Raw genomic sequence first — 19,857 nt, forward strand, 5'->3', positions numbered from 1 at the left:
TTCATCATCCGTATTTCACCCTTCGCACCCGGGCCTCCATCGCCCGCGTGCGGGCTTGCCATCACTGACCTGCAATCCGTCTACAGGAGTCCTCCCATGACTACCCGTCCCCCTCTGCTACAGAGTTTCATCGCCGGCCGCTGGTTTGGCGAAAGCCCGGCCCAGGCGCTGCACAGCGCCGTCAACGGTCACACCGTGGCCAGCACCCATGCCGAGTCCATCGATTTCGGCGAGGCGCTGGACCATGCCCGCAGGCAAGGCTTGCCGGGCTTGATGGCGCTGGACTTCCAGCAGCGCGCAGCGATCCTCAAGGCGCTGGGCAAGTATCTGGTGGAGCACAAGGAAACGCTGTATGCCGTCTCGGCGCACACGGGCGCCACCCGCAACGATAGCTGGATCGACATCGAAGGCGGCAGCGGCACGCTGTTTGCCTACGCCAGCATCGGCACCAATGAATTCCCTTCCTCCAACCTGGTGCACGAAGGCCCGGCCCTGGCGCTGGGCAAGCAGGGACGTTTTTCCGGCACCCACATCCTGGTGCCGCGCGGCGGGGTGGCGGTCCACATCAATGCCTTCAACTTCCCCATCTGGGGAATGCTGGAAAAATTCGCCCCCAGCTTCCTGGCCGGGATGCCCTGCATCGTCAAACCGGCTACCGCCACCAGCTACCTGACAGAAGCCGCGGTGCGCCTGATCCAGCAATCGGGCCTGCTGCCGGCGGGCAGCCTGCAATTGGTCATCGGCGCCACCGGCGACCTGCTGGAGCGCCTGCAGGCACAGGATGTGGTCACCTTCACCGGCTCGGCCGATACCGCCGCCAAGCTGCGCGCCCATCCCAACCTGATCGCCAATGCCATCCCCTTCAATGCCGAAGCCGATTCGCTGAACTGCGCCATCCTCGGCCCCGATGTCACCGCCGACGATGAAGAGTTCGAGCTCTTCGTCAAGGAAGTGGCGCGCGAGATGAGCACCAAGGCCGGCCAGAAATGCACGGCCATTCGCCGCGCCATCGTGCCGCGCCAGCACGTCGATGCGGTGGCCGAACGGCTGGCTGCACGTCTGTCCAAGATCGTGGTGGGCGACCCGGCGCTGGAGTCGGTGCGCATGGGGCCGCTGGCCTCCAAGGCCCAGCAGCGCGATGTCGAAGAACGGGTGGCCTTGTTGAAGCAGAGCGCCGAGGTGATTCTGGGTGCGGGCGGAAGCTTCCAGCCGCAAGGCGAGGGCGTGGCCGAGGGCGCGTTCTTCGCGCCCACCTTGCTGCTGGCACGCGACACCGGCGCCGGCAGCCCGGTGCATGAAGTGGAAGCCTTCGGCCCGGTCAGCACCCTGATGCCCTACGACGATCTGGATGAAGCCCTGGCCCTGGCCGCCCGTGGCCGCGGCAGCCTGGTGGCCAGCCTGGTCACGCGCAGCCCGGCCGTGGCGGCGCGCGCCATTCCGGTGGCGGCGGCCTGGCATGGCCGCCTGCTGGTACTGGACCGCGAAGCCGCCACCGAATCCACCGGCCACGGCTCGCCGCTGCCGCAGCTCAAGCATGGCGGTCCTGGTCGCGCCGGTGGTGGCGAGGAGCTGGGCGGCGCACGCGCCGTCAAGCACTACCTGCAACGTACTGCCGTGCAAGGCTCGCCCACCATGCTGTCCGCGGTGGTGGGAGAACACGTGCGCGGCGCCCAGGTGCGCGATTCGGGCATCCATCCCTTCCGTCATTACTTCGAAGACCTGCAGATCGGCGATTCGCACACCACGCACCGCCGCACCGTCACCGAAGCCGACATCGTCAATTTCGGCTGTCTCTCGGGCGACCATTTCTACATGCACTTCGACGATATCTCGGCCCGCCAGTCGCCCTTCGGCAAGCGCATCGCGCACGGTTACTTCGTGCTCTCGGCGGCCGCCGGCCTGTTCGTCTCGCCGGCGCCGGGTCCGGTGCTGGCCAACTATGGGTTGGATACGCTGCGCTTCGTCAAGCCGGTGGGCATCGGTGACACCATCTCGGCGCGCCTGACCTGCAAGCGCAAGATCGACCGCAACAAGAAGGACGCCAACGGCCAGGGGCAGGGCGTGGTGGCCTGGGATGTGGAGGTGAGCAACCAGGACGGCGAGCTGGTGGCTTCCTACGACATCCTGACCCTGGTGGCCAAGAAACCGGCCTAGGGTTGCTGGAAGAAAGCTTCATGTACCAAGTGGTATCCGCGCCAGAGACCAGAAAAAAAGCCTAAAAGGTTCATATAAACAAGAACCAGGCATCTACCGGCCAGTCGCAGCCCGAACTGCGGCGGCCGGCATCAACAGGAGGAGACAAGTGGATACGAGCATTCTGACCGTGCTGATCCAGGACGGCATCACGACCGGCGCCATCTATGCGCTGCTGTCGCTGGCGCTGGTGCTGGTGTTTTCAGTGACACGGGTGATTTTCCTGCCGCAGGGCGAGTTCGTCGCCTTCGGCGCCTTGACGCTGGCGGCCATCCAGAACGGCCAGGCGCCCGGCACGGCGCTGCTGCTGGTGGCGCTGGGCGGCGTGAGCCTGGCGGTGGAAGCCGGCACCGCCCTGCGCCTGGCCGCTACCCGCACGCGCTTGCTGCGGCGCCTGCCGTTGCTGCTGGTGACCCATATCGCGCTGCCGGTGGCGCTCTATGCCGTCACGCGCTACCTCGATCTGCAAGCCCTGGCCATGCCCTGGCAGATCTTGCTGGCGCTCTTGATCGTGGTACCGATGGGGCCGATGATCTATCGCGTGGCCTACCAGCCGCTGGCGCACTCCAGCGTGCTGGTGCTGCTGATCGTCTCGCTGGGTGTGCACCTGGCCATGGTCGGCCTGGGCTTGCTGATGTTCGGGCCGGAAGGGACCAATACGCGGCCCTTCACCGAGCTGCAGTTCAACCTGGGTGAGAGCCCGGTGTCGGGCCAGAGCGTGATCGTGCTGGTCACGGTGGCGGCGCTGATCGCAGTGATCTATGTCTTCTTCGAACGCACCCTGACCGGCAAGGCCTTGCGCGCCACCGCCGTCAACCGTCTGGGGGCGCGCCTGGTGGGGGTGGGCATCAACCAGGCTGGCAAGCTGTCCTTTGCGATGGCCGCTGGCATCGGTGCGCTGTGCGGCATCCTGATTGCGCCCTTCACCATCGTCAACTACGAGTCCGGTTTCATCATCGCCTTGAAGGGTTTCGTCGGCGCCATCTTCGGTGGCCTGGCCAGTTATCCGATTGCGGCGCTGGGTTCGGTGGCGGTGGGGCTGATCGAGAGTTTTTCTTCCTTCTGGGCCAGTTCTTACAAGGAATTGATTGTCTTCACGGTCATCATCCCCATCCTGCTGTGGCGCTCGCTGACCAGCCACCACATCGACGAAGAAGCCTGAGGAGGCCGCCATGAATGCTTTCACATCGCACCGCGCCGCGCTGCCGGTGCTGTTTTTCGCCATCGTGCTGGCTTTGCCGTCACTGGGGTTGCCACCGTTCTGGGTGACTCTGCTGTCCTACGTCGGCCTGTACGCCATCGTCGCCCTGGGTCTGGTGCTGCTGACCGGCGTGGCCGGCCTGATCTCCTTCGGCCAGGCTGCCTTCGTCGGCATCGGCGCCTACACCACGGCCTACCTCACCACGCAGTTTGGACTTTCGCCCTGGATCGGCCTGCTGGCCGGCATCGCGCTGACCGCCTTGTCGGCCTTCCTGATCGGTACGCTGACCATGCGCATCTCCGGCCACTACCTGCCGTTGTCCACCATTGCCTGGGGGCTGTCGCTGTACTACCTGTTCGGCAATCTGGAGATGCTGGGCAAGCATGACGGCATCAACGGTATTCCCGCCATCGCCATCGGCAGTGTCGAGTTCGGCAATGGCCCCTCGATGTACCTGCTGATCTGGGCGGTGGTGATCCTGGCGCTGGTGTCGGTGCTCAATTTCCTCGACTCGCGCGCCGGTCGCGCCGTGCGTGCGCTCCGTTTCGGCACCGTGATGCCGGAGGCGATGGGCGTGGATACGGCGCGGCTGAAGATCGTCATCTTCGTCTATGCAGCGGTGCTGGCGGGGATCTCGGGCTGGTTGTATGCGCACCTGCAACAGGCGGTCAATCCCACGCCCTTCGGTCTGAAGTACGGCATCGATTACCTGCTGATGGTGGTGGTGGGCGGTGCCGGCTACGTGTGGGGCGCGATTCTGGGGGCGGGCTTGCTGGCGGTGTTGAGCAACTTCCTGCAGGAGTGGTTGCCCGGTGTGCTGGGAACCGGCGGCAACTTCGAGGCCATCGTCTTTGGCATTGCCCTGGTGATCTTCCTGCAGTTCGCCAATGAAGGCCTGTGGCCGCGCCTGCAAGCGCGCTTCGGACGGCGCCTGGCGCCGCGCCTGCCGGCCGATGCAGCAGCCTTGGCGCAACTCCCCAAGCCCACGCGCGGCGAAGTGATCCTGGACGTGCAGGCTGCCCGCAAGCAGTTCGGCGGATTGGTGGCGGTCAACGATGTGAGCTTCTCGGTCAAGGCGGGCGAGATCGTCGGTCTGATCGGCCCCAATGGCGCCGGTAAGTCGACCACCTTCAACCTGGTGACCGGAGTGCTGTCGATCACCAGCGGCAAGCTCGATTATCGCGGGCAATCGCTGGCGGGCTTGTCCTCGCGCGACATCGCCAGCCGTGGCATTGCCCGCACCTTCCAGCATGTGCGACTGGTGCCGGGCATGAGTGTGCTGGAAAACGCCGCCATGGGCGCTTTCCGGCGCGGTGAATTCGCGCCCCAGCGCGGCATCCTGGCCAGCCTGGTGCGGGGCAATCGACGGGAAGAAGCGCGCATCTTGAGCGAAGCGCGGCGCCAACTGGAACGCGTCGGCCTGGGCGAGTTGATGCACCGGCCTGCCGGCAGCCTGGCGTTGGGTCAGCAGCGCATCCTCGAAATCGCCCGCGCGCTGTGTTGCGACCCGGCCCTGCTATTGCTGGATGAACCGGCCGCCGGCCTGCGCCTGAAGGAAAAGCAAGCCCTGGCGGCCTTGCTGGACAAGCTGCGCGGCGAAGGCATGGCGGTGCTGCTGGTGGAGCACGACATGGACTTCGTGATGCAATTGACCGACCACATCGTGGTCATGGAATTCGGCAGCAAGATTGCCGAGGGCACGCCGGCCCAGATCCAGGTCCACCCGGCCGTGCTGGAAGCCTACCTGGGAGGAGCCCAATGATGACCGCTGCCACCGTGATGACCCCCGCCCCCAGCCAGGCCGAAGTGCGTGCCACTACTGCCCCGGTGCTGCTACAAGTGACGGGCCTGTCGGCCCGCTACGGCAAGGTCGCCGCGCTCACCGATGCGGCGCTGTCGCTGCGTGCCGGCCAGATCGTCACCGTCATCGGCCCCAATGGCGCGGGCAAGTCGACCCTGCTCAATGCCATGATGGGCGCCATGCCGGCCGGGGCCGCAGCCAGCGGCCGTATCCTGTTCCAGGGCGAGGATGTGAGCCAGATGGAAGTGGAAGAGCGCGTGGCCCGCGGGCTGTCGCTGGTACCGGAAAAGCGCGAATTATTTACCAGCATGGCGGTGGAAGACAATCTGCTGCTGGGCGCCTACAAGCGGCGGCGCAATGGGGAATCGGGTTACCTGGACCAGCAGGATTTCGTCTATACGTTGTTTCCGCGTCTGAAGGAACGCCGCAAGCAGGCGGCCGGCACGCTCTCCGGCGGCGAGCGCCAGATGCTGGCGGTGGGCCGCGCGCTCATGGCCAAGCCGCAGGTGCTGATGCTCGATGAACCCAGCCTGGGACTGGCGCCGTTGATCACCAAGGAAATTCTGTCCATCATCAGCCAGTTGCGCAGCACCGGCGTGGCCACCTTGCTGGTGGAACAGAATGCGCGGGCCGCCTTGCAGGTGGCCGACCATGGCTATGTGCTGGAGATGGGCGAGATGGTCTGCGAGGGACCGGCCGGGGTGTTGGCGGCGGATCGCAAGATCGTGGAGAGTTATCTGGGGGTGGCGCGGCATTGAACCGATCTCTGCGGGGCCCAACTTGGATGCATGAATGGGGTATTTTTTAGACATTTTTACCCCATTGAATGTGCGATTCTCGACGTTTTCCAGGACTCGGTTCTGTCGTCGCAGGTTTAGCCGCCTGCAATCCCCCTGATCGCCTGACTCCGCTGCTGCAACAAGGCATACACCCCCAGCGACACGACAAAGGTCAATGGCGCCGACAGCGACTGCCAGAAGCCCGCCATCTCCATCAGCACGAAGCCCAGCAACACGCCGCAAAGCCACGCCCCCAGCCCCACGCGGTTGATGCCCGGCGCGCCATCGGCCACCACGCCGTGCTCGCTGGCAGTGAGGATATGCGCCAGCGCCACGCCCACCCAGGCCACCACGAACACGCCCTGATAGGCCAGCGCCTTGAGCAGGTAGGAAAACACGTCAGCCAGCATCAGCCCATACACCACCGCGCCCACCACCACCGCCCACACCAGCCGTGAGGCGCGCAGCCCCAGCAGGTTGCCGAAGAAGGCTTGCATGTTCACCGTGGCCAGGTAGTAGTTGGCCGTGTTGATGCGGGTCTGCGTAACCCATACGAAGAGCAGGCCCCAGACGCCCATCAGCTTCAGGATCGCCATCACTACCGACACTTCCGAGAGCGCGCCCTCCTGCGGGATGCTGCTGGCCAGGTAGATGCCGGCAGCGCCATTGAGCAGGATGGTGACCAGGTAGAAGGGCATCCCGAAATTGAAGCGGCCATGGTAGGTCGCATCTTCCGGCTTGCCGAAGCGGGCATAGTCGAAGGTGAACATCATCAGCACCCACACCCCCATGTAATAGGTGAAGCAGCTCCACCAGCCGTCGGCGGGCGGCAGCGCCGGGCCGAAGTCGAGCCACTGCGGCTGGTAGCCATACTGGCTCACCGCCAGCACCAGCGCCATCAATAACCCCAGCAGGTAGAACGGCAGCAGCACGCCGTTGAACTTGTCCAGCCAGTGCTGCACGCTGCCAAACACCAGCGGCACGCTATAGAGCACCACGATGAGCGCGGCCACCGGATAGAGCAGCGAGGGATACAGATGATGCAGGGCCACGGCGATCACCGAGCCCTCGAAGACGGCGTAATAGATCGCCGTGGAAAAGAAGATCAGCGTGGCCAGCGAAGCGCCCAGCCGGCCGAACAGGATGCGTGAGAACAGCGCCACCGACAGCCCGGTGCGCATGGCGTAGCGGCTGATGCAGGCATTGATGAGCCCGTAGCTGATGACTGACAGCACCATGCCGATCAAGGCATTGCGTGCGCCATAGGTGAGCGCCAGCGAAGCCCCCACCACGATGTAGAAGATCGCACTGCAGACGGCCCACCAGGCCATCGTCAGCGAGAGCTTGCCCATGCGGGCGCTGGTGGGAATGCTTTGGGTGGAGAGGTCGATTTCCTTGTTCTGCGTTTGTGATAAGCCGGCCATGTTAGTTCTCCAGAAGAGATGAAAGGGTGGTAACGATGAGGCTGGATGAAATCAAGCTGCAAGCAAGCAGCTCCCCCCACCAGGCGGGTGAGCCTGGTGTTGTGGCAGGGAGAGGGTGATACGTCTAGAGGTTCAACAGACTGCCCAGGCGCTGCAAGCGCTGCTGGTAATGGCGTCGGGCCTGCAGCGCCTGTTCCAGCGTGACGCGTTCGAACTGCGCCTGGTGGTTGGGTTGCAGTTGCCCGATCAGGTCGAGGTCGGCGCTGATGACGGTGCCGATGGTGGCGTAGCCGCCGCCCGAAACCGCGTCGCGCAGCAGCACGATGGGTTCCAGGCCGCCGGGGATCTGGATCGAGCCGATGGGATAGCAGGCATCGACGATGTTGGAGGGATCCGAGCCGGCGCCGAAGGGTTGCTCGCGCGGCCTGAATTGCATGGGCTGGCCGCCCTTGAAACGGTAGCCGATGCGGTCGGCTTCGGAACCGACGGTCCAGGTGTCGGCGAAGAAGCGCTCCACGGCGTCATCGGTGAGGCGATGTATATACAGGCCGGGCACCACGCGCAGCGTCGTCTGGCGCGCATACACCGGCACCAGCGACAAGGGCAGGGCGCGGCCTTCCAGTGCCTGCGCGCTGGGACGGCCCAGCGGGATTTCATCGTCCTTGGCCAGCTTGCGTCCCTGCCATCCACCCAGAGCCCCCAAGCCATAGGTGGAGCGGCTTTCCAGCACCACCGGCACATCGATGCCGCCGCCGATGGCGATATAGCTGCGCGCACCGGACTTGGGGTAATCGAAGCTCAACACCTGCCCGCTGCGCACCTTGAAAGCGGTATCCAGCGGCTGTTCCAGTCCATCCACGCGCGGCTGCATCCGGGCGCCGGTGACCGCGACCAGGGCGTCGCGCTGGAACTGCAGTTGCGGGCCCAGGAGCGTGCATTCCAGTGCCGAGGTGGTGGCGGCATTGCCCACCAGCAGGTTGGCGGCGCGCAGGGCATATTGGTCCAGTGCGCCCGAGGGCGGAATGCCGAGGTGGTAATAACCTTCGCGCCCGCCATCCTGCACCGAGGTGGCCAGGCCGGGCTGTTTGACCTTAATCGTCATGGAGGGCCTCCTTGAGGGCTTGGATGCAGGCCTTGGGGTTGGCCTGGAAGGCGTCGAGGTCGAAGCTGGCGGGGCGGATGCGCAAGTCGAAGCGCCCCGCTTCTACCGCCGCGATGGCGGCATCGTAGTCGGTGCGGGTGATCGGTTTGAATTGCACGATGTCGCCGGCACGGAAGAACACCATCGATTCCTGCAGGTAGGGCAGGGCCTGTTGCGGGTCATAGATGGGCGCGGGCGTGACCCCGAACATCTGGTAACCACCGGCCCCGCGCACCGAGTAGATGCAGCCGAAGCAGCCGCCGTGACCCAGCGTCAGCTTGGGCGTGTCGGTGCGCGGACGCAGGTACTTGGGTACCTGCAATTGCTGGTGTTGCTCCACCATCTGGAACATGAAGGGCAAGCCGGCCACGAAGCCCACCATGGAGACGAACCAGGGGCTGCCGCTGTGGGCTGCGATGAAGGCGGCGACATCGGCATGACCATTGATGCGCGCCGCGTATTGCAGGTCGGTCGAGCTCGGGTCTTGGTGGCGGTCCCGAAAACGCGCCTGGGTTTCATTGGTCCAGGGATCATCGTAGAGCACCGGGATTTCGATGATGCGGGTCTGGATGCGACGCTCGGTGGTGGTGCTGGCTTCGAGTGCCTTGACCTGTTCCAGCAGCTCCAGCGGATGGATCAGGTCGGGGTTGAAGCGGATCTGGAACGAGGCATTGGCCAGGCAGACATCCAGCACGCCCGGCAGCGCCAACTGCTCGACGGCGCGGGTGATGGCCATGGCGCGGAAGAAGGCCTCCAGCGACATCGCCTCCGACACCTCGGCAAAGAGGTGTTCATCGCCGGCGATGCTGTAACGGATGGCGGGGGTTGCGGTAGCTAAGCGGGTGGACATCTCATGCCTCCTCTAGTTGCGCGCTACGCTGGGCGGCGCGTTCGGCCAGCCAGCTTTCCAGCGCACCGGTATCGAAGCGGGCGTGGCGCACGCGTTCATCGGCCAGCAGCCACTGGTGCAGCGGCAGCGTGGTCGCCATGCCGGTCAACTGCGTGGCGGCCAGCGCGGCCTGGGCGCGGGCGATGGCTTGCGCGCGGTCGGCGCCGTGCACCACCAGCTTGGCCAGCAGCGAATCGTAATAGGGCGGCACGCGGTAACCGGGGTACAGGTGGCTTTCCACACGGATGCCTGGACCTTGCGGCCAGCTCAGTTCGGCCACGGTGCCAGGGCAGGGGAAGAAGTTGCGTGCCGGGTCTTCGGCATTGATGCGCATCTCCAGTGCCGCGCCTTCCATCTGGATCTCGGATTGCTGCCACGCCAGCGGCTCGCCGCCGGCAATGCGCAACATGGCTTGCACCAGGTCGATGCCGGTGATCATCTCGGTGACCGGATGTTCGACCTGGATGCGGGTATTCATCTCGATGAAGAAGAACTCGCCGCTGTGGGCATCGAACAGGTATTCCAGCGTACCCGCACCGCGATAGCGCAAGTCCTCGGCCAGGCGCACCGCGCTGTCGCACAAGGCGCTGCGCTGGGCCGGAGTCAGCGCCGGCGAGGGGGCTTCTTCGAAGACCTTCTGGCGGCGACGTTGCAGCGAGCATTCGCGCTCGAACAGGTGTACGGCGCGCTGGCCATCACCCAGGATCTGCACTTCGATATGGCGCGCCTGGCCGATGAAGCGCTCCAGGTAGACCGCACCGGACCCGAAGGCGGCCTTGGCTTCGCCTTGCGCCACCGGGAATTCACGCGCCAGCTCGGCCGCATCGTGGGCGATGCGGATGCCGCGCCCACCGCCTCCGGCCGAGGCCTTGATCAGCAGGGGATAGCCGATCTGTTCGGCGCAAGCCAGGGCCGATGGCAGATCCTCCAGTTCGCCCGGCGAGCCCGGCACCACCGGCACCCCCGCTGCGGCAGCGGTGCGCCGCGCCTCGGCCTTGTCGCCCATGCGGCGGATGGTCTCGGCTTGCGGCCCCACGAAGATCAAGCCGGCCGCCGTCACCGCCTCGGCAAAGTCCGCATTCTCGGACAGGAACCCATAACCCGGATGGATGGCATTGGCGCCGCTGGACTTCGCGGCGTGCAGCAGCGCCTCGCCATTCAGATAGCTGCGATCGGCGCGGGCCGGGCCGATGATCTGGACTTCATCGGCCATGCGCGCGGCCAGGGAATCCTGATCGGCCTCGCTGCAGGCGGCCACCGTCGGGATGCCCAGCGCTTGCGCAGCGCGAATGATGCGCACCGCGATCTCGCCGCGATTGGCCACCAGCAGCTTGTGGATGGAAGAATTCATCACCTGCTCCTCAGGCGGCGCTGTCGATGGAGGCCACCAGTTGGCCCGGTTCGACCGGATCGCCGTTCTCGATATGGAAACCGATCAGCTTGCCGCCTTGCTCGGCCTGCAATTCCGTAAATTGTTTCATCACTTCGATCAGGCCAATGACCGCACCGGCCTGGACCTCATCGCCGATCTCGGCATAGGGCGGCGCCTCCGGGCTGGACCGGCGATAGAAGGTGCCGGGCAAAGGTGAGTGCACTTCGTGGACTGCCATGACTTTTCTCCTTTGTGATGATGCGTGACGATGTACTGACTTAGCGCGGTGCGGCTACTGCGATATCGGCCGCCTCCAGGCTGGCGCGCGTGGCCTGGACCAGGGCCAGCGCCCCGGGGGTGTCGCTGTGGATGCAGACCGAGTCGAAGCGGATCGGAATATCCTGCCCGTCGACGGTGCGCACCACGCCCTCGCGGCAGGCCCGCAATACCTTGGCGGCCACCTGGTCGGGATCGAGTGCGCCCACGCGGCGGGTGAAGACGATCGAGCCGCTGTGGTCGTAATCGCGATCGGCATAGAACTCGCAGACCACCGCCTGCCCCAGTTCCTGCGCCACGCGCCAGACCGCCGAGCCGTTCATGCAGAACAGAAGCAAGTTCGAGTCCAGCTGGCGCAGGGTCTGCACGAACACCCGCGCCGCCTCTTCGTCGCGGGCCAGGTGCATGTAGAGCGCACCATGGGGCTTGATGTGTTGCAGGCTCATGCCGTTGAGGCGGGCGAACTCGCGCAGCGCGCCCAACTGGTAGAGCATGTCGTTGACCAGCTCGGTGGCCGGGGCATTGAGATGGCGGCGACCGAAGCCGACCAGATCCCGGAAGCCTGGATGGGCGCCGATGGCCACGCCGTGGCGCCGCGCCTGTTCCACCGTGCGCCGCATGATGTTGGGATCGCCCGCATGAAAACCCGTGGCGATATTGGCTGAACTGATCAGGGGCATGATGGCGTCATCGACGCCATCGCCGATGGTCCAGGGACCGAAGCCTTCGCCCATGTCCGAATTCAGATCGATTTTTCTCATCTCGTGCTCTCCTGCGCTGCCGGAATCAGCGCGTGAAAATGAGTATAGAAATCGAGGTTGGTATTGGATAGATGTATTATCAGAGGGCTTGATATCGAAAAATCCGATAGCTTATGAAGGGCATCACAACATGGCCATCACCCTCCGGCAGATCCGCTATTTCGTCGCCACCGCCGAAGTCGGCCAGATATCACAGGCTGCGATCCACCTGCACATTTCGCAATCCTCGGTCACCAGCGCCATCCAGGAACTGGAGGCGCTGCTGGGCGCACCGCTGTTCATCCGCTCGCCGCAGGGGATGATCCTGACCGACAGCGGGCGGCATTTCCTCAATCACGCGTATTCGATTCTGCGCAGCGTAGACGACGCGATGAAGAGCCCGCTGCCCGACAACACCGCCAGCGGCAGCTTGCGGGTGGCGGCCAGTTATACGGTGCTGGGATATTTTTTGCCGCACCATTTGCAGCGCTTGTCGCAGTCCTATCCGGGCATCAAGCTGCATGTCCACGAGAAGGAGCGCGCCGAGATCGAGCAGAGCCTGGTGGAGGGCGATATTGATATGGCGGTGGTGCTCACATCCAACCTGCGCCATCGTGACATTGCGTATGAGACCTTGTTCGGTTCCGTACGGCGGCTATGGCTACCGGCGCGCCATCGGCTGGGCGAGCGCTCGGTGGTGAATCTCGCGGAGGTGGCGACGGAACCCTTCATCCTGCTGACGGTGGATGAGGCCGACAAGACCGCGCTGCGCTACTGGAACCAGAGCGGACGCAAGCCCAACATCCTCATGCGCACCAGTTCCATCGAGGCGGTGCGTAGCATGGTGGCCAATGGGTCGGGGGTGGCGATCCTGTCGGACCTGGTGTATCGGCCTTGGTCGCTGGAGGGATTGCGGATTGAGACCGTGTTGCTGATGGATCATGTGCCGGCCATGAACGTGGGGCTGGCCTGGCGCAAGGGGGTGAAGTTTACGCCGGCGATGGAGGCCGTGCGGGAGTATTTCAGGCAGTCGTTTTTGACGCCGCAGTTGAGTAGTGGGAGGAGATGAGGCGGTCATCCTTCTAGGTCGAGAATGACTTCCAGTTGAATTGTCCACGGAGTTTGCCGCGACAGTGGGGCGGGGCTCAATGCCGTGCTGCCCTAGATGAGTCCGCTTGATCCGCAGTATCCAAGCAAGAAACGAAGTGTCGTTCGAAAGATTACTGCCTTTGTGGAGAAGTTTAAGGAATTCGGCGGGGGAAATCTGAAGAGACTTGTCCGGGGGCTTGGCCTCGTGTTCCACTTCAATTTGATCCGCGTGGGAATCGGGGCAAAAAACGATCCAATCGATGTCGAACGAACCTCCCGCTGGATGACCGCGCCGAGCCGACGCTGGCACGGAATCTAGGGGCCGATGTCAGCGCGTGCGAGGTCGAGATCGACGAGCAAATCACCCCCTTGCAACTGAGATGCCTGCGCGCGCCGGCATCAGTCATGAAGTAGTCCACTCATTTTCGAAAGGCAGACCATGTCCGACACACCTTCATTTTATATGCGTGTCAAGTTGAGCCCGCAGGCGTATGCCGATTACCTGGAAAGCGACGACTGTAGCGTCGCCTCAGATTTCGACGATTGGGTCGAATGGCTGAACACCAAGGGCAACTACGACCCGCCGATCACGCAGGCCGATGTTGATGAATACAGCGAAGTTAGGCGCGGAGAGCGAACGGTCAAGGAATCGCTCGAAGGCTGGTGCTCATCATCGGAGTGCTATGGCCTGACCATGTCGACCTACGATTCCGCAACCGGCATCTGGCAATTCAGCAGCCTTGATTTCTCCTACAGCATCTATACCCTCTTGGCGAGTCTTCCGTTGTTGAGAAGTGTTTGCCGCTACAAGGATACGGCGGACACGGATTATCTATTGATCTACGATTTCCTGAATTTTCCAACAGACCGTTTCGGCATATTCACCCTGGAGCAGGGGCGATCGTCCATTGTAGAAAGCGTGCCCGAGGCCTTCGTTGCCGAAGCCAACGCCCATCTGTCCAAGCAGTATGACCTCTGCATCCGCGCAAACCCCGACTGAGCCTTACAGAAGGCCGCCGTATGCGAATCATTCCGCGGCGCCTTCTGTGGCAACAAAAAAAAGCATGAATATGGCCGCCCTCCGTGGCGCGCTTCATGCAATACCAAGAAGCAAAAAAAATCCCCGTATTCACGAGGATTTAAGTTTTTTTGGCGATTTCTGCAACGTGATGAAATTGCCTGAAGCAGCTAAATTGAATCAGACATTGAACAAGAAATTCATCACATCCCCATCCTTGACCACATACTCCTTGCCTTCCGCGCGCATCTTGCCCGCTTCCTTGGCCCCCGCCTCACCCTTGAAGGCGATGAAGTCTTCAAAGGCAATGGTCTGCGCACGAATGAAACCGCGCTCGAAGTCGGTGTGGATCACGCCAGCCGCCTGCGGGCCGGTGGCGCCGACCGGAATCGTCCAGGCGCGCACTTCCTTTACGCCGGCGGTGAAGTAGGTCTGCAAGCCCAAGAGCTTGAAGGCGGCGCGGATCAAGCGGTCCAGGCCGGGTTCTTCCATGCCCATGTCGGCCAGGAAGTCGGCCTTGTCGGCGTCGTCCAGGTCGGCGATCTCGGCTTCGATGGCCGCGCAGATGGCCACGATGGGGGCGTTCTGTTCCTGGGCATAGGTGGTCAACTGGTCCAGCAGCGGGTTGTTGGTGAAGCCGCTGTCGGACACGTTGGCCACGTACATGGCCGGCTTGGCGGTGATCAGGCACAGCGGCTTGATCAGCAGCATTTCTTCGGCATCCAGGCCCAGGGCGCGCACCGGCTTGGCTTCGTCCAGCGCCGGCATGATGCGTTCCAGCAGGGCCACCAGCTTGGCGGCATCCTTGTCGCCGGAGCGCGCCTTCTTCTGTTCGCGGTGGATGGCTTTCTCGACCGTGCCCATGTCGGCCAGGGCCAGTTCGGTCTGGATCACCGCGATGTCGTCCAGCGGGCTCACGCGGCCGGCGACGTGGATCACGTTGGGGTCTTCGAAGCAGCGCACCACGTTGACGATGGCGTCGGTCTCGCGGATGTGCGAGAGGAATTGGTTGCCCAGGCCTTCACCCTTGGAGGCGCCCGCCACCAGGCCGGCGATGTCGACGAATTCGACTGCGGCCGGCAGGATGCGCTCGGGCTTGACGATTTCGGCCAGCGCCTTCAAGCGCGGATCGGGCACTTCGACGATGCCGACGTTGGGCTCGATGGTGCAGAACGGGTAGTTCTCGGCGGCGATGCCGGCCTTGGTCAGCGCGTTGAAAAGAGTGGACTTACCGACGTTGGGCAGACCCACGATGCCGCATTTGAGGCTCATGACAGATTCTTCCGAAAGCAAAACCGTCATTGTAGCAAGCCGCGCGCCCCAACCCACAGCTTTGCGTCGCAGCATCGGTCTTCGGTGCAGGCTGTGGCATTGCGCCATCATTGCTACTATATGAACGATACGTCGCGTCTCGAAAATTGTCGAAATCGCACTATTTCGTTGCGTACATACCACGTAATGGGAATTTTCGGTGAGATGCAATATTTTACTGACCCAGCCGTCAACAAGTTGGTTGACGGCAAGAGTTGTCATCTGTCGTGAACTTGTAGGTAACTTGTTAAGAACGGGGCTTTTCCGCGTTGGCCATTTACACGGTGTATTGCCTTCTTGAAAGCGATTTGTAAAATTTGCTCTACAATGTCGGTTTTCCAAAGCACACAAAGAATCCCTTTGCCTAATATCGTTGAAATCCGCGATCTGCATTTCCGTTATGGCGACCGGCCTATTCTGACCGGTCTGCATATGGACTTCCCGCGCGGCAAGGTGGTGGCGGTGATGGGCGGTTCCGGGTCGGGCAAGACCACGATCCTGCGCCTGATCGGCGGGCAGTTGCAGCCGCAGCAGGGCAGGGTGGAAGTGGATGGCGAAAACGTGCCGTCGCTGGCGACCAAGCAGTTGTATCTGCTGCGTCGCAAGATGGGTATGTTGTTCCAGAACGGTGCGCTCTTTACCGATATGACGGTGTTCGACAACGTGGCCTTTCCGCTGCGCGAACATACCGATCTGGATGACACGCTGATCCGCGACCTGGTGCTCATGAAGTTGAACGCCGTGGGCCTGCGCAATGCGGCGGCCTTGAAGCCGGCCGAGATTTCCGGCGGTATGGCGCGGCGCGTGGCGCTGGCGCGGGCCATCGCGCTGGATCCGGCGCTGATCATGTATGACGAACCGTTTGCCGGTCTCGATCCGATTTCCATGGGCGTGACGGCCAACCTGATCCGGCGTCTCAATGATGCTCTGGGTTCTACCTCCATCCTGGTCTCGCACGACGTCAATGAATCCTTTGCCATTGCCGACTATGTGTATTTCCTGTCGGCCGGCAAGATCGTGGCACAGGGTACGCCGCAAGAAATGCGTGAATCGACCGACCCCTATGTGAAGCAATTTGTCCATGCCCAGGCCGATGGCCCGGTGCCCTTCCACTATCCCGGCAAGTCGTTGGCCGAGGATCTGGGTCTGGGAGGTGGCGCATGATCGTCAATGCTGTCAGCGCCCTGGGCCGCAGCGTGCGTGAGTTCGCCGTCGGCGTGGGTTTTGCCGCGCGCATGTTCGTCAATATGCTGGGTGCTTCACTGGGCTTGCTGCGCCGGCCGCGTCTGATTACCGACCAGATCCATTTCATCGGTAACTATTCGCTGGTGATCATTACGGTGTCGGGCCTGTTCGTGGGCTTCGTGCTGGGTTTGCAGGGTTATTACACGCTCAATAAATATGGTTCCGAGCAAGCGCTGGGCCTGCTGGTGGCCTTGTCGCTGACCCGTGAACTGGGGCCGGTGGTAACGGCGCTGCTTTTCGCTGGCCGTGCCGGTACCTCGCTGACCGCGGAAATCGGCCTGATGAAGGCTGGCGAGCAATTGTCGGCCATGGAGATGATGGCCGTGAACCCGCTGCAACGCGTGGTGGCGCCGCGCTTCTGGGCCGGCGTGATTTCCATGCCGGTGCTGGCGGCGATCTTCAGTGCCGTGGGTGTCATGGGCGGTTACGTGGTGGGCGTGCTCCTGATCGGTGTCGATGAGGGGGCGTTCTGGTCGCAGATGCAGGGCGGGGTGGATGTCTGGAATGACGTCGCCAACGGTGTGTTGAAGAGCATCGTCTTCGGCGTGGCCGTCACCTTCGTGGCCCTGTTCCAGGGTTATGAAGCGCAACCCACGCCCGAGGGCGTGGCCCGCGCCACCACCCGCACGGTGGTGATCGCTTCGCTGACGGTACTGGGGCTGGATTTCCTGCTGACTGCATTAATGTTCAGCTAAGTACCGCAAGCAATGGATAAAGCGCCCGTGCAGGGTGCAACGATGTGAATAAAAGGGTTGACTATGCAACGTAAATCACTGGATGCCTGGGTTGGAATCTTCGTGCTGCTGGGTGTGGCGGCACTGGCTTTCCTGGCATTGAAGGTCGGCAACATGAGCTCCATGTCCTTCGGCCAGAAGACCTATGCCCTCAAGGCAAACTTCGACAACATCGGCGGCCTGAAGTCGCGTGCGGCCGTCAAGAGTGCCGGCGTGGTGGTGGGGCGAGTGGATTCGATCCGTTTCGATGACCAGACCTTCCGCGCCGTGGTCACGTTGAACATGGATGAGAGCTACAAATTCCCCAAGGACAGCTCGGCCAAGATCCTGACCTCGGGCCTGTTGGGCGAACAATACATCGGCATCGAGCCGGGGGGCGACACGGCCAATCTGGCCGCAGGCGATACGATTAAGATGACACAATCCGCCATCGTGCTGGAAAACCTGATCGGTCAATTCCTGTACAGCAAGGCGGCAGAGGGAAAGGATGATTCCAAATGAATCAAATGAATAAAAAAGCCATCAACACCGCCTACGCGGGCCGCCTGGGCGCCTTCGCCCTGGCTGCCGCTGCCCTGAGCGGCTGTGCCAGCACCAGCAATAATCCCAACGATCCGCTGGAAGGCTTCAACCGCACCATGTTCAGCTTCAACGACACGGTCGACAAGGTGGCCTTGAAGCCGGCCGCGCAAGCCTATGACACCGTGGTACCGACGCCGGTCCAGCATGGCGTGGGTAATTTCTTTGGCAACATCGGCGATGTCTGGTCGTCCATCAACCAGCTGTTGCAGGGTCGTATTGAGCAGGGTGTCTCGACCTTCATGCGCGTGGCCATCAACACCACCTTCGGTCTGGGTGGCGTGCTGGACGTGGCAACCGAAGCGCGCCTGCCGCGTGAAAAGTCCGATTTCGGCCAGACCCTGGGCAAGTGGGGCGTAGGCTCCGGTCCTTATGTGGTGCTGCCGTTCTTTGGCCCCTCCACCGTGCGTGATACCGCCGGGATGCCGGTGGACCTGTACGGTGACCTGTGGACCTACAAGCGTCCGGTGCGCTGGCGCAACGTCGGTGCGGTGGTGCGCATCGTCGACCGCCGTGCCCAGTTGCTGGATGCCTCGACCCTGCTGGAAGATGCCGCGCTGGACAAGTACGACTTCGTGCGCGACGCCTACCTGCAACGTCGCCAGAGCCAGATCAATGGCGCCTCCTCCAGTGGCGGTGAACAGAAGGAAGAAGCCATCAAGCCCTAAGGGCGGGATGCGCAGGATGTAGTGAGTGTTGCAAGGCCACGCGGCGCAGCGGCTTGCCGTGGTCTTGAAATCCAGATCAATCGCTCAATCTGTAACATCCGTGCCGATCTGTGACGGTACGGGAACCCCGCTCTCGGGCGGGTTTCGAAGGAGTTGCCGGCCTGCTGCCGCAAGCTGTTGCCCCTAATGGGGCTCACAGTCGTGCGAGGAGGTGACTGGCCCCTTCTGCTGACTCGAATGGAAAACAACTTATGAAGATGCTCACCAAACTTTTCGCCATCGCTGCCTTCGCGATCCCCGCGCTGTCCTTCTCCGGCGTGGCCGCAGCCCAGGAAGCCCCGGACGCGCTGGTCAAGCGCATCAGCTCGGAAGTGCTGGATACCGCCAAGAACGACAAGGACATCCAGTCCGGCGACAACTCCCGCATCATGCAACTGGTGGAACAGAAGATCCTGCCCTACGTGGACTTCGAACGCATGACCCAACTGGCGGCCGGCCGCTACTGGCGCCAGGCGACCCCGGACCAGCAAAAGCAGCTGATCACCCAGTTCCGCAGCCTGCTGGTGTTCACCTATTCGGGCGCGCTGTCGCAGGTGCGTGACCAGAAGATCGAATTCAAGCCGCTGCGCGCCGCGCCTGGCGACACCGAAGTGGAAGTCAATTCGCAAGTCATTTCCGCCCGCGGTGGCGAGCCCATCCAGTTGAGCTATCGCCTGGAAAAGAAGGGCGACGGCTGGAAGCTGTATGACGTCAACGTGCTGGGCGCCTGGCTGGTGGAAGCCTATCGCGGCACCTTCGCCAGCGAGATCAACAAGGGCGGCATCGACGGCCTGATCAAGGCGCTGACCGACAAGAACCAGCAGTTGGCCTCGCGCGGCAACGGCAAGAAGTAATCTGTACCGATCCCTGATCCGAAAGAGCGCACCATGTTCAAGCCCGGCACCTCGCTGACCTTCACCAATGCCAGTGCTGTCCTGCGCGAGGGCCTCTCGGCCATCGCCGCCGGTCAGGCCAGCATCGACGTGAGCGGCGTGAGTGTGGTCGACTCTTCGGCCGTGGCCACGCTGCTGGCCTGGCGGCGCGCCGCGGCCGGCCGTGGCGCCGCGCTGGACTTCGGCATCCTGCCGGCCAACCTGCAAAGCCTGGCCGACCTCTACGGCGTGACCGCCCTGCTGCAAGGCGCGTCCGCACCCACCTCCGCCACCGATCGACATCACTGATCGTCCCTCCTTGCGGCCCGGCCTGATGGTCTGCGGCGGCCCGGAAAATCGAATTCCCCTATAATCGAAGGTTTTGCAGGCGCATTGGCGGCTGGTACAGCGGATTCCTTTCCCTTGGGCACGGCGTCTCACCTGCCGGGCAAAACCGAAATACTGCGCCATTGTTAATGGCATAAC

19 protein-coding genes are annotated in these 19,857 nt (G+C 63.0%); 12 read left to right on the forward strand and 7 right to left on the reverse strand.

Translation table 11 applies throughout. From position 1 onward, the window contains the following. Positions 1-96: 96 nt before the first annotated feature. The 4 genes from paaZ (at position 97) to I5W_RS01950 (ending at position 5,953) form a co-directional block, all read left to right on the forward strand. On the forward strand, positions 97-2,154 hold the full coding sequence (paaZ, locus tag I5W_RS01935; RefSeq protein ID WP_044527985.1) for a phenylacetic acid degradation bifunctional protein PaaZ: 2,058 nt from the start codon (positions 97-99) through the stop codon (positions 2,152-2,154). A gap of 148 nt (positions 2,155-2,302) precedes the next feature. Next, complete coding sequence (locus I5W_RS01940) at positions 2,303-3,355, forward strand: branched-chain amino acid ABC transporter permease (protein WP_044527986.1); 1,053 nt, start codon at positions 2,303-2,305, stop codon at positions 3,353-3,355. A gap of 10 nt (positions 3,356-3,365) precedes the next feature. Continuing rightward, complete coding sequence (locus I5W_RS01945) at positions 3,366-5,156, forward strand: branched-chain amino acid ABC transporter ATP-binding protein/permease (RefSeq protein WP_017453749.1); 1,791 nt, start codon at positions 3,366-3,368, stop codon at positions 5,154-5,156. Beyond that, positions 5,156-5,953, forward strand: coding sequence for an ABC transporter ATP-binding protein (locus I5W_RS01950; RefSeq protein WP_083893440.1), 798 nt, complete (start codon positions 5,156-5,158; stop codon positions 5,951-5,953). Before I5W_RS01945 ends, I5W_RS01950 begins: the two co-directional genes overlap by 1 nt. 116 nt (positions 5,954-6,069) lie before the next feature. On the opposite strand, the gene I5W_RS01955 is transcribed toward I5W_RS01950, so the two are convergent. The 6 genes from I5W_RS01955 to I5W_RS01980 all read right to left on the reverse strand — a co-directional run bounded on the left by I5W_RS01955 (position 6,070) and on the right by I5W_RS01980 (position 11,837). Beyond that, on the reverse strand, positions 6,070-7,398 hold the full coding sequence (locus I5W_RS01955; RefSeq protein WP_044527987.1) for a purine-cytosine permease family protein: 1,329 nt from the start codon (positions 7,396-7,398) through the stop codon (positions 6,070-6,072). Between the two features lie 124 nt (positions 7,399-7,522). Further along, positions 7,523-8,500, reverse strand: a complete 978-nt coding sequence (locus I5W_RS01960) for a biotin-dependent carboxyltransferase family protein (RefSeq protein ID WP_044527988.1) — start codon at positions 8,498-8,500, stop codon at positions 7,523-7,525. After that, positions 8,490-9,389, reverse strand: a complete 900-nt coding sequence (locus I5W_RS01965; RefSeq protein WP_044527989.1) for a 5-oxoprolinase subunit B family protein — start codon at positions 9,387-9,389, stop codon at positions 8,490-8,492. Before I5W_RS01965 ends, I5W_RS01960 begins: the two co-directional genes overlap by 11 nt. A 1-nt stretch (position 9,390) precedes the next feature. Next, positions 9,391-10,779, reverse strand: coding sequence for an acetyl-CoA carboxylase biotin carboxylase subunit (locus I5W_RS01970; RefSeq protein ID WP_044527990.1), 1,389 nt, complete (start codon positions 10,777-10,779; stop codon positions 9,391-9,393). 10 nt (positions 10,780-10,789) lie between these two features. Then, positions 10,790-11,038, reverse strand: a complete 249-nt coding sequence (locus tag I5W_RS01975; protein ID WP_017453755.1) for an acetyl-CoA carboxylase — start codon at positions 11,036-11,038, stop codon at positions 10,790-10,792. 40 nt (positions 11,039-11,078) lie between these two features. After that, on the reverse strand, positions 11,079-11,837 hold the full coding sequence (locus I5W_RS01980; protein WP_044527991.1) for a 5-oxoprolinase subunit PxpA: 759 nt from the start codon (positions 11,835-11,837) through the stop codon (positions 11,079-11,081). 130 nt (positions 11,838-11,967) lie between these two features. Here I5W_RS01980 and I5W_RS01985 point away from each other — a divergent pair, with 130 nt between their 5' ends. After that, positions 11,968-12,885 (forward strand): LysR family transcriptional regulator, encoded by a 918-nt coding sequence (locus I5W_RS01985; protein ID WP_017453757.1) that lies wholly within the window; start codon positions 11,968-11,970, stop codon positions 12,883-12,885. Positions 12,886-13,344: 459 nt separating this feature from the next. Then, positions 13,345-13,905, forward strand: a complete 561-nt coding sequence (locus tag I5W_RS01990; RefSeq protein ID WP_044527992.1) for a hypothetical protein — start codon at positions 13,345-13,347, stop codon at positions 13,903-13,905. Positions 13,906-14,103: 198 nt separating this feature from the next. Here I5W_RS01990 and ychF read toward each other — a convergent pair whose 3' ends face one another. Continuing rightward, positions 14,104-15,195 carry a redox-regulated ATPase YchF gene (ychF, locus tag I5W_RS01995; protein ID WP_044527993.1) on the reverse strand — a complete coding sequence of 364 codons (1,092 nt, stop codon included), beginning with the start codon at positions 15,193-15,195 and terminating at the stop codon, positions 14,104-14,106. A 399-nt stretch (positions 15,196-15,594) separates the two neighbouring features. Here ychF and I5W_RS02000 point away from each other — a divergent pair, with 399 nt between their 5' ends. From I5W_RS02000 to I5W_RS02025, 6 genes are all read left to right on the forward strand, one after another. Continuing rightward, positions 15,595-16,398, forward strand: coding sequence for an ABC transporter ATP-binding protein (locus tag I5W_RS02000; RefSeq protein ID WP_026052193.1), 804 nt, complete (start codon positions 15,595-15,597; stop codon positions 16,396-16,398). Continuing rightward, complete coding sequence (gene mlaE / locus I5W_RS02005; RefSeq protein ID WP_017453761.1) at positions 16,395-17,174, forward strand: lipid asymmetry maintenance ABC transporter permease subunit MlaE; 780 nt, start codon at positions 16,395-16,397, stop codon at positions 17,172-17,174. The genes I5W_RS02000 and mlaE overlap by 4 nt, the downstream gene beginning before the upstream one ends. 63 nt (positions 17,175-17,237) lie before the next feature. Further along, complete coding sequence (mlaD, locus tag I5W_RS02010; protein ID WP_017453762.1) at positions 17,238-17,714, forward strand: outer membrane lipid asymmetry maintenance protein MlaD; 477 nt, start codon at positions 17,238-17,240, stop codon at positions 17,712-17,714. A 5-nt stretch (positions 17,715-17,719) separates the two neighbouring features. Beyond that, positions 17,720-18,460 carry an MlaA family lipoprotein gene (locus I5W_RS02015; RefSeq protein WP_017453763.1) on the forward strand — a complete coding sequence of 247 codons (741 nt, stop codon included), beginning with the start codon at positions 17,720-17,722 and terminating at the stop codon, positions 18,458-18,460. Positions 18,461-18,711: 251 nt separating this feature from the next. Then, positions 18,712-19,353 carry an MlaC/ttg2D family ABC transporter substrate-binding protein gene (locus tag I5W_RS02020; protein ID WP_044527994.1) on the forward strand — a complete coding sequence of 214 codons (642 nt, stop codon included), beginning with the start codon at positions 18,712-18,714 and terminating at the stop codon, positions 19,351-19,353. A 33-nt stretch (positions 19,354-19,386) separates the two neighbouring features. After that, positions 19,387-19,680, forward strand: a complete 294-nt coding sequence (locus I5W_RS02025) for an STAS domain-containing protein (RefSeq protein ID WP_017453765.1) — start codon at positions 19,387-19,389, stop codon at positions 19,678-19,680. Positions 19,681-19,857: the final 177 nt, after the last annotated feature.

It is taken from the genome of Herbaspirillum sp. B65, assembly GCF_000333555.1.
GTDB lineage: Bacteria > Pseudomonadota > Gammaproteobacteria > Burkholderiales > Burkholderiaceae_D > Herbaspirillum > Herbaspirillum rubrisubalbicans.

Excerpts from the sequence above, each read along its gene's own strand:
- paaZ (WP_044527985.1), top strand. The coding sequence starts at position 97 with ATGACTACCCGTCCCCCTCTGCTACAGAGTTTCATCGCCGGCCGCTGG.
- I5W_RS01945 (WP_017453749.1), top strand. The coding sequence starts at position 3,366 with ATGAATGCTTTCACATCGCACCGCGCCGCGCTGCCGGTGCTGTTTTTC.
- I5W_RS01950 (WP_083893440.1), top strand. The coding sequence starts at position 5,156 with ATGACCGCTGCCACCGTGATGACCCCCGCCCCCAGCCAGGCCGAAGTG.
- I5W_RS01955 (WP_044527987.1), bottom strand. The coding sequence starts at position 7,398 with ATGGCCGGCTTATCACAAACGCAGAACAAGGAAATCGACCTCTCCACC.
- I5W_RS01960 (WP_044527988.1), bottom strand. The coding sequence starts at position 8,500 with ATGACGATTAAGGTCAAACAGCCCGGCCTGGCCACCTCGGTGCAGGAT.
- I5W_RS01965 (WP_044527989.1), bottom strand. The coding sequence starts at position 9,389 with ATGTCCACCCGCTTAGCTACCGCAACCCCCGCCATCCGTTACAGCATC.
- I5W_RS01970 (WP_044527990.1), bottom strand. The coding sequence starts at position 10,779 with ATGAATTCTTCCATCCACAAGCTGCTGGTGGCCAATCGCGGCGAGATC.
- I5W_RS01975 (WP_017453755.1), bottom strand. The coding sequence starts at position 11,038 with ATGGCAGTCCACGAAGTGCACTCACCTTTGCCCGGCACCTTCTATCGC.
- I5W_RS01980 (WP_044527991.1), bottom strand. The coding sequence starts at position 11,837 with ATGAGAAAAATCGATCTGAATTCGGACATGGGCGAAGGCTTCGGTCCC.
- I5W_RS01985 (WP_017453757.1), top strand. The coding sequence starts at position 11,968 with ATGGCCATCACCCTCCGGCAGATCCGCTATTTCGTCGCCACCGCCGAA.
- I5W_RS01990 (WP_044527992.1), top strand. The coding sequence starts at position 13,345 with ATGTCCGACACACCTTCATTTTATATGCGTGTCAAGTTGAGCCCGCAG.
- ychF (WP_044527993.1), bottom strand. The coding sequence starts at position 15,195 with ATGAGCCTCAAATGCGGCATCGTGGGTCTGCCCAACGTCGGTAAGTCC.
- mlaE (WP_017453761.1), top strand. The coding sequence starts at position 16,395 with ATGATCGTCAATGCTGTCAGCGCCCTGGGCCGCAGCGTGCGTGAGTTC.
- mlaD (WP_017453762.1), top strand. The coding sequence starts at position 17,238 with ATGCAACGTAAATCACTGGATGCCTGGGTTGGAATCTTCGTGCTGCTG.
- I5W_RS02015 (WP_017453763.1), top strand. The coding sequence starts at position 17,720 with ATGAATAAAAAAGCCATCAACACCGCCTACGCGGGCCGCCTGGGCGCC.
- I5W_RS02020 (WP_044527994.1), top strand. The coding sequence starts at position 18,712 with ATGAAGATGCTCACCAAACTTTTCGCCATCGCTGCCTTCGCGATCCCC.
- I5W_RS02025 (WP_017453765.1), top strand. The coding sequence starts at position 19,387 with ATGTTCAAGCCCGGCACCTCGCTGACCTTCACCAATGCCAGTGCTGTC.